This is a genomic window from Chryseobacterium antibioticum, from assembly GCF_012927325.1.
Taxonomy (GTDB): domain Bacteria; phylum Bacteroidota; class Bacteroidia; order Flavobacteriales; family Weeksellaceae; genus Chryseobacterium; species Chryseobacterium antibioticum.
Map to the genome: position 1 here is coordinate 35367 of NZ_JABBGI010000001.1, position 13218 is coordinate 48584.

Genomic DNA, 13218 nt, shown 5'->3' on the forward strand with positions numbered 1-13218 from the left:
ATACTTTTTTAGAAAACAAATAATTAAAGTCGCAAACAAATTATATTTTATTTGAGGTTTCCTGTTCAGAAAAAAACTACTATTTCACTTCCTCTTATTTTTTGTAGCTTCGTTTCTTGAAGCCTGATGAAACATCGTATTTCATTATACTTATTAAAAAACACCATCCATGAAAAATCTCCAGCGGGAAGACCTCCATATCATCAGCCGCCATAGCAATGTGACGGAACAGGGCATACAAAGAGCCCTGAAAGAAAACATCTACCATGATAAAGACATGTGGCAGAAATTCCTTCGCCTGTTTTTTATCACCCTCGGAATAGGCTTTACTACTGCGGGAATTATTTTCTTTTTTGCCTATAATTGGGCAGACCTGAATAAATTTGTAAAGCTAGGATTAACCGAAATTCTCGTTATTGCTACGACCATCATCGTATTACTTCCCAAAATAAACAGCACGACCAGAAATATCATTCTGACGGGTTCATCATGTTTGGTTGGGGTTCTGTTTGCCGTATTCGGACAGATTTATCAGACAGGCGCTAATGCTTACGACTTCTTTTTGGCCTGGACTCTTTTTATAACGCTTTGGGTGGTAGTTTCCAACTTTGCTCCATTGTGGCTGCTGTATATTGTTTTACTTAACACGACATTCTTTTTATACACAGAGCAGGTCGCCAAAGACTGGCCGGCATTATTGGTCATTACACTACTTTTTCTGTTCAATACAGCCATACTCCTTACTTTCCTCTTTTTGGATAAGGATAAAAAAATTGAAAGCGTCCCTAAGTGGTTTACCTATATCCTGGCTTTAGGCTCAGTAGTCTTCGCAACGGCAGGAATGATTTTTGGGATTCTTGATGGATACGACCCTGTATTTCCGGTTTTAATTCCAATTGTTTTACTGGTTTTTGGGCTAGGAATCTGGCACGGTATCCAATCTAAAAATGGGTTTTATCTTTCGGTGATTCCATTGAGCATCATTATCATTATTTCAGCTTTACTCCTCAGAATATCAGAAGGCGGAGGCATGCTTTTACTAGTCAGTCTTTTTATCATCGTAAGTGTTACGCTGGTAATTATGAATCTGATCAACCTTCAAAAAAAATGGAACCATGAGAAATAGAGAAGAGATCAAAGAAATGCTGGATTATTTCCGGACCCCGGAAAATAAAGAATTAAAATTTGACGAAGAAGCTATCTTTGTCGCTTATGAAAAAAGGGATGATCATCAATCCTTAGCCGTAAAAATTCTTTCTGTTTTCGGAGGTATTTTAGCAAGCCTTGCTTTTTTGGGTTTCCTTTTCATTACGGGATTATATGATTCAACTTCAGGTTTACTGATATCTGGAATGTTATTAATTATAGGTGGAATGTTCATCAATACAATGTATAATACCATCATCTTTGATACCGTAAGTGTTTCATCACATACTATTGGGTTGGTCCTTTTAGCACTCGGCTTATTTAAGATGGAAATGACTGAAAATACGGTCAGCCTTATCTGTATTCTGATTGCGGCTGTATCACTGGTGATTGTCCGCAGCTATATCATTGCCTTTATTTCTGTATTAATCATTAGTGGAGGTATTATAACACTGATTGCATCGAACCACAATTTTGATTTGATTCACCTGTATACTTCTCTTCTGGCTATCATGGTTACCGCCGTGTTCCTGAAAGAAGCTAAAATAATTTCTCTGCATCCCGCATTTTCAAAATTATATGATCCGGTTCGCATCGGGCTTATTTTTTCATTCCTTGCAGGATTGATTTTTCTTGGGAATGATTTTATTGAGATATCCGGGGATTACCTTTGGATATCATCTGTGGTTATTATACTCACCATTATGTATGTCCTTTCAAGGCTTTTTGAAGTATTGAACATTTCCCAAACTACACAAAAGGCAGGTATTTATATCGTGATTGTAGCCCTACTACTGCCTACTATTCTATCCCCGGCCATATCGGGAGCTATTTTAATTATTCTTTTAAGCTTTTTAGTGAATTACAAAACCAGTCTGGCCATTGGCATTATGGCATTCATTTATTTTGTTTCACGATATTATTATGACCTTCATTTTACCCTGCTGACCAAATCCATTCTTTTATTTTCGTCTGGTATTTTATTCCTGGGGCTTTATTTATTAACCCGTAAAAAACTGACATCGAATGAAAAAGTATAAATGGATCATTATCGCAGCTAACCTTGTTATTTTACTGGTGTATTTCAACTATTCCGTTTCTAAAAAGGAAGAACTTCTCCAGGACGGGAAACTTGTTCTTTTGCAACTGGCCCCGGTAGATCCCCGTTCTTTGATGCAGGGTGATTACATGAGCTTACGGTACAGACTATCGGAAAATGTCAATGCTGAACATCTTCCCAAAAGAGGATATTGCGTTATACGTCTCGACAGCAAAGGCGTCGCAGAAAGATTAAGGTTCCAACAAGAAACAACCCCTTTGAATAAAGATGAATACTTAATTAAATACACTGCTCCCGACCAATGGAATATCAATATCGGAGCAGAATCTTTCTTTTTTCAGGAAGGACAAGCTAAAAAGTATGAAGCAGCAAAATATGGTGGAGTAAAAATCGATAAAATGGGAAACAGTTTGTTAATAGGTCTTTATGATCAGCAACTGAACAATATAAAATAAAGCATCCGGGTTTATCCAGACCTATAACTTCTAACATTCATACCACGACATGAAAAAAGCACTTGAATTCCTTAAAAACCTGGAAAAAAATAACAACAGGGAATGGTTTGCCCAGCACAAACCGGAATATGACTTGATTGTGAAAGAAAACAAAGTTTTTTTTGATCAGATCTATACTGACCTTCAGGAACACGATAATTTAAAAGGAATCCATATGTATAGGATTTACAGAGACGTTCGATTTTCAAAAGATCAAACACCCTATAAAAACAATTTCGGGGTTGGCTATTCCCGTTCAAAACCGATGTTACGAGGCGGATATTATATACAGATAGAGCCCAATAACAGTTTTGTGGGCGGCGGATTTTGGGGTCCTGATACCAAAGATTTGCTTCGCATCCGTAAAGAATTCGAACTCAGTACAACAGTCATAGAAAAGATTACTTCTGATGAAACTTTCAGGAAATACTTCGGAAATATCGAAGGTGAAGCTGTAAAAACGGCTCCAAGAGGTTTTGATAAAAATCATCCAGCCATTGATCTTATCAGAAAAAAGCAATATGTCGTCATGCGGAAATTTACCGATAAGGAAGTTATATCGGCCAGTTTTCAAAAAGAAGCCGTTCTCACTTTATTAGCGATGCGACCATTTTTTGATTATATGAGTGAAGTGCTGACGACGGATCTCAATGGGGAACCTTTATTTTAAAAATGATAGATCCGGAAGGCAATGTAAAAGCCACTGAGAAAAAAAATCCGGTATCAGTTTAAGGGTAAATATTTTTATAAAATAGATAAACCGTTCTATATTTTAGAGTGGTTTTTTATTTCCAGTCAGTTTAGATATAAGAGCATTTTATTTTTGGAGAGTATCATTTTTTCTGAAGCAATTCATATTTTATTTATTTTTATATCACCAAAATCATTAAACAAAATATGAATCATCATGAATTTAAAAATATTAATCAATCACAGTGTTCAGTACAATAATTGGGTGGTCAACAAATACATTGACTGGCTTTCAAACAAGTCTGATGAACAGCTTAACCAGGAAGTTATTTCAAGCTTCCCGACGATCTTAGCAACCCTGCACCACATCTGGCAGACGCAGGAATACTGGTGGGGCTATATTGCAGAAAATTCCGATTTTGATTTTGATAAAATTTCTGCTGCAGCCACTAAAGACGAAATTTTCGCAGGCATAAAAAACAATTCTCAGAAGCTGATGGATTACGTAGAAAGTTTATCAGAAGAGGATTTAATAAAAAATGTAAAAATTGAATCTCCCTGGTTCCAGTGTGATTTCTCCAAATATGAGTACATCCAGCATGTGATCGTGCATGGAACTTATCACAGAGGACAAATTGTAACAATGGGGCGAAATGTTGGAATTACTGATGCTCCCATGACGGATTACAATTTCTGGAATGTAGATAAAGCTTCAAAAGCATAATAAAATTGAGGAACGAAATAGGCTTCAAATTTAACTTAGAAATCAATAGATGATAAAAAATATACTTATACTATCTGTTATTTATGCATTTTTGATGACAGCAATTACTTTGACAATGTCGCAGAAAGATGATGGTTGTTTGATTGTAATAGTTATTTTAAGCCTCATTTTTACTTTTCTGGTTGTTCGTATAGTTTACAAAAAAAACATTTCCGGGATCAAACAAGAAAATAATAAGTTGAATTATAGAAACTTAAATTTTCAACATTTAAATAAAATCTCAACAAAACCATTTCTGTTTGGACTTGAAAAGAAAATAATTTCAGATCATGAATTTTATTTTGATCATGAAAACTTTTACGCCATTAATACCAATCATCAGACAGCAAAATTCAATTTAAAAGATATTAGTGAAATAAGTAAAACATCTGTTCAAATTAATAACAGTCGCATCTGGCAGGTAAAAATTAATAACAACAACGAAGAAGTTGTCTTCAAATTTGCACACAATTATACCATCTGGAATAAAAATTTTCTTGAATTTTATCGGAAAATTGAAGAACTAAACCCTTCTGCCATACAATCAAAATGGAGTATCTGGAGTATGTAAATCTATATACAATACCAAACGAAGTTTTAAATTAACAAGAAAATAAAGATCATCCATATTTTACTAAAAAGTACAACATCATGAGTTCAGACCCTATTGAAGAAGCTCCTATCTATTACCATGGTACTAAAGCAGATCTCAAAACAGGAGACCTCATCGAAGTCGGTTTCAGTTCCAACTATGGCACCAAGAGAAAAGCGAAATACATCTATCTTTCGGCTACTTTAGAAGCAGCAACATGGGGCGCAGAATTGGCTTTCGGAGAGGGAAAAGAAAGAATTTATATCGTAGAACCTACAGGCCCAATTGAAGATGATTCTAATTTAACAGACAAAAAATTTCCCGGTAATACTACAAAATCTTACCGTTCTCAACATCCTTTTAAAGTAGTTGGGGAAGTTACAGATTGGCAGGGACATTCACCGGAGCAGCTGAAAACAATGAAAGATCATCTTGAAAAGCTGAAACAGCAAGGCATCGAAGCCATTGAAGACTGATAAAACCAACAATTAAAGATGACAGATTTTGAACTTTGGGAGACAGAATTAAAAACAATATGGGATCAATTGGGACTCATTTCCAACGATGATTTCATTGAAAAGATAAAAGTACATACAGAAACGAGCTCTGCTGGAAAACCCAATGCTATTGCAGATTTTGAAAGAGCCTGCGCCTATGATTCAACTGGTTTTGAAAAAAATGCAGAACCCCTTTACAGATCTTCTTTACAGTTAGGTCTTACAGGATTGCGTAGAAGAAGAGCAAGAATCCAGCTGGCAAGTACATTGCGGAATAATGGCAAAATACATGAAAGTATTGAGATCCTGAGAGAAGAAAAGAAAAACTATTCTGATGAACTGGATGATGCTGTCAATGCTTTTCTTGCATTGTCATTGTCTTCGATCAACAATGATAAAGAAGCGTTATCATTAGCTCTTGAATCACTATCTAAACATTTACCGAGATATAATAAATCTGTGTATAATTATTCAAAAAAACTGATTGAATAAAAACTGTACAGGATTTACTCCATAAAAAACTAATCATTTTGAAAGCTCAAAAACTATCCATTGACAAACTTACCACAGAAAGGTTGATTCTTGTTCCGTTTACAACAAAAATCTGTGAGGATATTCTGAAAGATGATTTCGGCGGTCTTTTGGCCATGGGATTAAAAAAGGGAAAAGGCTGGCCCTATCCCGATGTGATAGAGACACTGCCAAGGATCATCGATAATCTCTCAAAAGTTGAAGAACCTACAGGGTTTGAATCCTGGATGATTATTAAAAATGACACTTTCGAAATCATTGGGGATGCCGGATTTAAAGGATATAATGATGATGAAAAAAACATCGACATCGGATATGGAATCTCCAAAGAAGAAAGACGAAAGGGTTATGCCGAAGAAGCCGTGACAGAATTGATACGCTGGGCTTTTTCTACCGGGATTATATCTGAAATTACAGCACGATGTCTCTTGGAAAATACCAATTCCATTAACTTTCTGAAAAAATTAAGCTTTATAGAAACAAAGCAGGATGCTGAAATGATGCATTGGTCGTTATCCCAAAAAAGGCCTTTACAAGTTATTAAAAGATAATTCAGATACCAATTAAAAAAATAATTTCCAATGAATTTGAAGGAAATATCGATGAAGCTTGCTTCAAAAACTGATATGAAAAATCTGATCTTTGTATTAATGGCTCTTTGCTTAATCTCCTGCGAAAGCGACAAAGAAAAACTAGCAAAAGTTGAAAAAGAATGTGCTACTAAAACTAAAATTGACGGCTTCAATGTCTCCTTCTTCGGATACTTTCCAAAAGATGCAGACTCTGTCCATATTCAGATAAAAAGAGGAAATCAGATCATTCAAAATTATCATGACAAAATACCCACCGCTATTTTTGATTCTTTAAGAAACCAGAGAAATTATTTGGTGAAAAATGAAATGCTTTTAACAGATACCGTGTTTGTAAAAATAAAAAATGAGCCTGCAAAAAAGATTTACGGGTTTAAATATCTTGTCAGGTCTCATTATACGATGATGAATAAAGGCTGGGGCTGTGATTTCTATGAACTCAATGTAGATGGTGAAATAAGTGAGGGCGCAGCGGTGCATTTTACTGCTAAAAACTGGAAGATCATTGAAAAAAAAGACTTCAGGAATTATTATCATTTTTAAATATTTTAGTGTATTTTGTATAAAGTATTCATGAAGTCATTTTACATGAATACATTTTACTTTTTGCAAATTAATCCTTTATCACAGATACCCCTATTCTATTTCTTTTTGTAATTTAACACACCGGAAAAGAGTTCCGCCACACCAAATATCACCTTATGAAAATCGTCAGCTCCATAAAAACAAGGCTTTCTGTTATGCTATGCTGTCTCTATTTTATGTTCACTTCCTGTTCAGGACCCGTTCCTGCATCCAGGATTACAGATATTTCCGATATAAAAGCTGAAATTGATCTTTATCAGAGCTTAACGGATGAAAATGACAACAGTATTTCTGTCAGCTTGTATGACAGAAAAGGCAAAATGTTTGGCAATGATTCAGTGAAGATATCTGTCAATGGCAAAAAAGTAGAATACAGAATTATACAAGGATTATATTATACCAAAAGCTATTTGTACCACACAGAGAAGATAGCTCCGGAAAATAATAAGTACGAATTTCAGATCCAACTGGCCAACGGGAAAAACTTTTTTCTGGGCAGCGTTCCCTCTCTTAAACTAAGCAGTTCCAGAAATATTATCTATGACGAAGAAGCCCCCTTAAGCAAGGATTTTTCCATCCATTGGTCCGGTCTTCAGGATGTCAATAGGCTGTATTTATCCAAAAGTGTTAAAGTAAACACTAAAGAGAAAAGTAATATTGAGACATTTATGGAACAGCCAGGAGATACCATAAAAATTGGACCTACAGGAAATTACACCTTAAAAAAAGAAAATTTCTCCAAACCCGGCGAAACACTTAGTATCTTGGGATTTGAATTCACTGCAGAAAAAACCGGAACCGTGAATCCTCAACTGCTGAAAGGAAGCAGCATCAAGATCAATGGCTATCACGACGAACATGTAAACTTCAAATAATACGTTAAACTTAATTTTAAATAGAATATTCCTGTGAAGAATATTTCAATTTTTATTTAATCATCAATTATGCAAAACACAACAATCCAGAAAGAATGGTTCTCAAAAGGAGAACAGTATGCTAAAGAAATTAATGAAATGGTTGATTTCGGTGAAAAGAACGGTTGGGGAAACTGGGAGGGCAAAGAGCCTGAAGATACAAGATCCAATCTTGCTGAAGCTGTATTCAACCTGCTTAAAACAGCCAACCAGAACGGAGATACAGAAAATTTCAGAGCAGAATTTCCGCCAGCTCACACGCCTATCATTCCTTTACTGGAAAACAGATCCCAAAGTATCGAACAGCTTCACTTCATTTCTGGTGAAAAGATGGTTTTCATGACCGGTACTTCCTATGAAAAAAGACAGGCTTATCTGCTGGATCATGATCAGGTGACCCCACTAGACGAAACGATTCAGGCCATTGGAAAATCAAAACAGAACCTTGTTTTTGCCATGGCGACTCCCGGTAAAATATCCGTTCATAAAGGCTGGGACGGAGAACTCATCAACGAATTTAAGCTCGAGCAAATCAAAGAATTAGGAATTACAGAGCTTATTCCGTTCAACGATGGCAGCAAAGTCCTTCTGGTTACTTCATTCGGGATTTATCTGATTTCTAAAAATGAGGAAAAACTCATTCATCCTCTCAATGAAGATAATGAGGAAGACTGGACTCCGGATATCGATATGGAAAACGCCACGCTTTCCAATGACAATTCCTATATCTTGGTAGGAGATCAGAGTTATGACCACAGGATTTTAGATCCGGAAGGCAATACTTTAGGTTCCATCGGAGCACAGTCCTCATACCCGCATTTCTGCCTGTTTGCTAAAGATGACAGCCAGCTGATCACCAATTCCTGCCATTTCTACAACGGAATTACCATTGGAATCCATGCTGAGCAATATGTAGGTGCTGATATTGAAGCCTATACTGAAAGCAATGATTATACTATTATCGATGAAGAAATGAGAGTGTACGCAGGTACAGCCACAGAAGATCATTACATTTTGGGGGATGCTTACGGATACATCAAAGCCTTCAATAAAGAAGGAAAGCAACTTTGGAGACACTTTTTAGGTTCCACCATCTCCGGAATGACCCTTTCAGATGATGGAAAAACACTTTGGGTAGCTGCTCATTCAGGCATTTTGCACAAACTTAAATTAGACCAGGGCCGCAGAGATACTCACACCATCGGAAACGGAAATCATTATGAGGAATTCAGGTTGCTGATATGGAAAGATGAACCTCAGATATGGAAGTGGTAAGATCATAAAATAATTTACAAACGTTCTAGTTTCAGGACGTTTTTTATTAAGTGAAAATGAAGAAAATACAATAGTATTCACTGTACTTTTTGTATTTTTAGTTTCACAAAAATCACAATTATAAATCGGGATAAAAATAACTCATGGAAAAATACGCACAATCTTTAGACGGACAGAACATTCACTATAAAGAAAACGGTCAGGGAAGTACTTCTATCCTATTCGTACACGGATGGCTCGGTAATGCAGAATGGTGGAACAACCAGCAGGAATATTTCAAAGAAAAATATCAGATTGTACAAATGAGTCTCGCTGGACACGGAAAATCGGATGCCTCCAGAAAAGAATGGTCAAGCGAATTATACGCAGAGGATATCAAAGCGGTAGCAGATCAGATCGATTCATCGGAGATTATTCTGGTAGGACACTCGATGTCGGGAGCCTACGTTCTTGAAGCCTCGTTGAAAATCCCCAAGGTAAAGGCTCTTATTCTGATAGACACGATAAAAGATCTCGATGAAACCTTTACGGACGAACAAGCCGAGGAATATTTATTTGTGCATTACCGTAATGATTTTAAAAATGCGGTTGAACATATTCTTCCTCAATATCTTTTCACGGAAAAAACACCATCGGACGTAAGAGAGCAATTACAGAATGAATTCCTTCAAAACACATCACAAGCAGCCATTGAACTGCTCAGACCTTTGTATAAAACAGATTTCAGGGAAGCCGCATCAAAAGTTCAGGTACCGGTAAGAGCTATCAATTCAGATAACTTTCCTACCAATGCCGACAACAACCGAAAGTATTTAAAAGATTATAATTATGTTGAAATAGCCGGAACAGGTCATTATCCTATGCTGGAAAATCCGGAAAAATTCAATCAATTACTTGAACAAACGATCAAAGAACTTATCTAGACGATTCACAATTATCCATTATCATGCTGAATATTTCCACCAAAAAGGAAGAGTTCTCCCGAAAAGAAAAAAGTGAAGAAATTCTCAAAAAAGAAGACATAAAGATTAATTTCAACCTCCCCCACATAGAAACTGAGGAGGAAACGACAATTCGGACCGCTGAAGAAATAGCCAGAAGAGTCACTGTTCTTGCTGTGACCAACCTTATTGCTTTTGATTCCATGGAACCGGAAGAAGCTATTGATTATCTTAAAGACTGTAATCTTTGGGACTATGTGACTCCTGGTGAAAAAGATTTTTTAAATGATCCTACAGAATACAAAAAATTCCAGGAAAGCTGGAAATGTGAATGTATTTGGGTTTTATTATGGGCATTAAAAAAAGTAGATAGCCTACCCTTTCCTAATGAACTGTGTGACCTGAATGACATTCCGACAGAAAACTATCCTGTTGCCGGAGATGTTGATCCTAATGATTTCATTCATGCCCCTCATGAACTCCGTTCAAAATCAGACATACTTGATGCAGCGGACCTGTATTACCGATATGACTGGGCGTGTGTTGATGCCCGTATCAACAGTATTGAAATGACCACGATAGATCCCGGCATCGTTTATGAAAGACATTATGCCTTAAACTGGCTGATCACTTATATGGATCAGGATTGGGATGATGTTTCATGTGATACATAATCCGTTTGATAGATGATACTACAAAAACTTATTGAAAAATTCATCAGCCTCTCAGAAGGAAAACTCACCGCACAGGAATGGATGGACTGGTTCACGGATCATAAAGATACGGTAGAAAAAATATGCGGAAGAACTGCCTTTCTTAAAATAAAAACCAAAGAAAGTTTCAGTGCTATTAGAAATGCATACATCGGGCAACTGGGCGCTTTTGAATGGTTACAATCTGTGAAAATCAACACTACTTTTTCTGACCTCTATAAAAAAGGCTGGGAAAAAGAATTTGAAGATTTCTGTAAAGCCGAAAAACAAAAAGAAAAACAGCTTCAGAAAGACGTTGAAAAGAAATTCGGATATTTAAAAGACCACTATCCAAAGTTTTTCAGGCAATTAACCAGATCGTACAGTGATTCTGACATTATTGAAGCGGGCGTACAGCAGGAATTTATTCTGAATAAAGAAAAAGAACTTTCTATGAAGATCCCTGAAGATCTGACAACATGGTACCAAAATGTATCCATCCTAAAGCTGGAAGGTATAGACATCGATTTTCAGGAATTAAGTACGGAAACAATTGAGAAAAAGCAGTACCTGATCCTTGGAGAATTCTGGCTGTATGGCGATGGAGACCAATTGCTGTACAGTTTGGAAAATCAAAATATCTATATTTTTGCCCATGAACATAGCCCTCCAAAAGTGATAAAAATCGCGAACTCATTATCTGATTTTGTAGAGAAAAAAATGGTAACGTACTTAAACGAATACGAATCATAAGATTTAAAACCTGCTACCTTCTAATTGTTTGAAAGGTTCTAAAAGAAAATAATTATAATCCCATGTATAAAATACTCCTTACCCTATTTCTAATAATTTTTGTAAACAAAAACTTGCACTCCCAAAATGTAAACTTAGACGAATATGAAATTTATCTTGGAAATACCTTGATTGCTAAACATAACTTCATTAAAAATGGTCAGAATTTAAATGAAAATCAGGCAAAAACAATTGAATTTAAACCAATAACTAATGGACCTAAAAAGGCTTATTATTTAAATGGAACATTATACTCAAGCGGGAAGATGGAAAATTTAAAAGAAAACGGAATTTGGGAATACTGGCATCCAAACGGTCAAAAAGCCCGTAAAGGAGAATTTATAAACGGTAAACCAAACGGAACTCATGAATACTGGTATGAAAACGGGAATATTCGGAGCATAGGAAACTGGAAAAATGGAGTATATGATGGAAGATGGGAAATGTATAATGAAGATGGAAAGGAAAAAACAATTCAAAACTATAAGGACGGAAAACAAATTCTTTAGATCTATAGTTTTCAAAAGTTAAGCTTATCAGAATCTCACAAAAAATAAAGTCATTTCAAATCGGAGTCGTTTATTTTTGAATTTGTAAAGTAATCAATAAAAACGATCAAAAATCCCTTTTCCAATTCAAAAAACTTCCCGAAATTTGCCATCTGTGCGTTAAATATAATCAATGAAATAAAATTTTAAATCAAAACATACAGTAAAACTTAGTATAAGTTTTCTTCGGGGCAGGGTGAAAATCCCTACCGGCGGTTACAGTCCGCGACTCCTTTCTTCGGAAGGGACTGATTTGGTGGAATTCCAAAACCGACAGTTAAAGTCTGGATGGGAGAAGAAAATGAAGCGGTCAGTAAGATTCCTTACGGGCTTATTGTGCCGTGTTTCATTTCCATGTACCGAAGACTATTTTAACTTTTAAAAGTAAAATAACATGGAAAAATTATTAGAACAATTTGGAGCAACCTCCACAGAACGTGTAGAAAATGCACTTCTAAAACTACAACAGGGAAAAGGTATTCTTTTAGTAGATGATGAAAACCGAGAAAACGAAGGTGATATCATCTTTCCCGCATCTACCATTACAGAAAAGGACATGGCACTGCTGATCCGCGAATGCAGCGGCATCGTCTGCCTATGCATTTCCGAAGAGAAAAGCAAGCACCTTAATCTGCGTCCGATGGTGGAAAACAACAACTCTAAAAATCAAACCGCATTCACCATTTCTATCGAAGCCAAAGAAGGCGTTGAGTCTGGTGTTTCTGCTAAAGACCGTGTAACAACGATAAGAACTGCCGTGGCAGAAAATGCGCAGGCTGGTCATATTGCAAGTCCGGGACACGTTTTCCCACTGATTGCCAAAGAAGGCGGTGTTTTCGAAAGACGCGGCCACACGGAAGGCAGTGTAGATCTTGTGAAAATGGCTAATCTCGGTGACGATGCCGTACTTTGCGAACTAACCAATGAAGATGGTTCTATGGCCAGACTTCCGGAGATCGTGAAATTTGCGTCCCTCAAAGAAATGAGCGTGGTAACGATTGAAGATATTTATGCCTACCGCAAAATAATGAGCAACTAAAAAATTATATATAACGCACAGAACAGCCGTCCGATCATACCGGGCGGCTTTCTTATTTAAATAATTCAT

The 13218-nt window shown here is 36.3% G+C and carries 17 protein-coding genes and 1 riboswitch; all 17 genes read left to right on the top strand.

Annotated features, from left to right (window positions below; genetic code table 11):
- Positions 1 to 169: 169 nt before the first annotated feature.
- The 17 genes from HHL23_RS00180 (at position 170) to ribB (ending at position 13149) form a co-directional block, all read left to right on the top strand.
- Positions 170 to 1126: a DUF2157 domain-containing protein gene (locus HHL23_RS00180; RefSeq protein ID WP_169232841.1), complete on the top strand. Its 957-nt coding sequence runs from the start codon at positions 170 to 172 to the stop codon at positions 1124 to 1126.
- Positions 1116 to 2186, top strand: a complete 1071-nt coding sequence (locus HHL23_RS00185) for a DUF4401 domain-containing protein (RefSeq protein ID WP_169232842.1) — start codon at positions 1116 to 1118, stop codon at positions 2184 to 2186. Before HHL23_RS00180 ends, HHL23_RS00185 begins: the two co-directional genes overlap by 11 nt.
- Entirely contained in the window at positions 2173 to 2661 is a 489-nt protein-coding gene (locus HHL23_RS00190) for a GDYXXLXY domain-containing protein (RefSeq protein ID WP_169232843.1), read from the top strand. Before HHL23_RS00185 ends, HHL23_RS00190 begins: the two co-directional genes overlap by 14 nt.
- A gap of 49 nt (positions 2662 to 2710) precedes the next feature.
- A complete protein-coding gene (locus tag HHL23_RS00195) occupies positions 2711 to 3370 on the top strand; it encodes a DUF2461 domain-containing protein (protein WP_169232844.1) in 660 nt (219 codons plus the stop codon).
- Positions 3371 to 3607: 237 nt separating this feature from the next.
- On the top strand, positions 3608 to 4114 hold the full coding sequence (locus HHL23_RS00200; RefSeq protein WP_169232845.1) for a DinB family protein: 507 nt from the start codon (positions 3608 to 3610) through the stop codon (positions 4112 to 4114).
- Between the two features lie 49 nt (positions 4115 to 4163).
- Entirely contained in the window at positions 4164 to 4724 is a 561-nt protein-coding gene (locus HHL23_RS00205) for a hypothetical protein (RefSeq protein ID WP_169232846.1), read from the top strand.
- Between the two features lie 80 nt (positions 4725 to 4804).
- Complete coding sequence (arr, locus tag HHL23_RS00210; protein ID WP_169232847.1) at positions 4805 to 5221, top strand: NAD(+)--rifampin ADP-ribosyltransferase; 417 nt, start codon at positions 4805 to 4807, stop codon at positions 5219 to 5221.
- A gap of 18 nt (positions 5222 to 5239) precedes the next feature.
- Positions 5240 to 5734 carry a tetratricopeptide repeat protein gene (locus HHL23_RS00215; RefSeq protein WP_169232848.1) on the top strand — a complete coding sequence of 165 codons (495 nt, stop codon included), beginning with the start codon at positions 5240 to 5242 and terminating at the stop codon, positions 5732 to 5734.
- A gap of 38 nt (positions 5735 to 5772) precedes the next feature.
- On the top strand, positions 5773 to 6324 hold the full coding sequence (locus HHL23_RS00220) for a GNAT family N-acetyltransferase (protein ID WP_169232849.1): 552 nt from the start codon (positions 5773 to 5775) through the stop codon (positions 6322 to 6324).
- A gap of 30 nt (positions 6325 to 6354) precedes the next feature.
- Positions 6355 to 6906 (top strand): hypothetical protein, encoded by a 552-nt coding sequence (locus HHL23_RS00225; protein WP_169232850.1) that lies wholly within the window; start codon positions 6355 to 6357, stop codon positions 6904 to 6906.
- A 158-nt stretch (positions 6907 to 7064) separates the two neighbouring features.
- Positions 7065 to 7823 carry a hypothetical protein gene (locus tag HHL23_RS00230; RefSeq protein WP_169232851.1) on the top strand — a complete coding sequence of 253 codons (759 nt, stop codon included), beginning with the start codon at positions 7065 to 7067 and terminating at the stop codon, positions 7821 to 7823.
- Between the two features lie 69 nt (positions 7824 to 7892).
- Positions 7893 to 9137: a hypothetical protein gene (locus HHL23_RS00235; RefSeq protein ID WP_169232852.1), complete on the top strand. Its 1245-nt coding sequence runs from the start codon at positions 7893 to 7895 to the stop codon at positions 9135 to 9137.
- 143 nt (positions 9138 to 9280) lie between these two features.
- On the top strand, positions 9281 to 10060 hold the full coding sequence (locus HHL23_RS00240; protein ID WP_169232853.1) for an alpha/beta fold hydrolase: 780 nt from the start codon (positions 9281 to 9283) through the stop codon (positions 10058 to 10060).
- 23 nt (positions 10061 to 10083) lie between these two features.
- Positions 10084 to 10752 (top strand): DUF4272 domain-containing protein, encoded by a 669-nt coding sequence (locus HHL23_RS00245; RefSeq protein ID WP_169232854.1) that lies wholly within the window; start codon positions 10084 to 10086, stop codon positions 10750 to 10752.
- Positions 10753 to 10764: 12 nt separating this feature from the next.
- Positions 10765 to 11523, top strand: coding sequence for an SMI1/KNR4 family protein (locus tag HHL23_RS00250; RefSeq protein ID WP_169232855.1), 759 nt, complete (start codon positions 10765 to 10767; stop codon positions 11521 to 11523).
- A gap of 62 nt (positions 11524 to 11585) precedes the next feature.
- Complete coding sequence (locus HHL23_RS00255; protein ID WP_169232856.1) at positions 11586 to 12071, top strand: toxin-antitoxin system YwqK family antitoxin; 486 nt, start codon at positions 11586 to 11588, stop codon at positions 12069 to 12071.
- Positions 12072 to 12288: 217 nt separating this feature from the next.
- Positions 12289 to 12414, top strand: a riboswitch (FMN riboswitch).
- Positions 12415 to 12504: 90 nt separating this feature from the next.
- Positions 12505 to 13149, top strand: coding sequence for a 3,4-dihydroxy-2-butanone-4-phosphate synthase (gene ribB, locus HHL23_RS00260; RefSeq protein ID WP_169232857.1), 645 nt, complete (start codon positions 12505 to 12507; stop codon positions 13147 to 13149).
- The last annotated feature ends 69 nt before the right edge of the window (positions 13150 to 13218 follow it).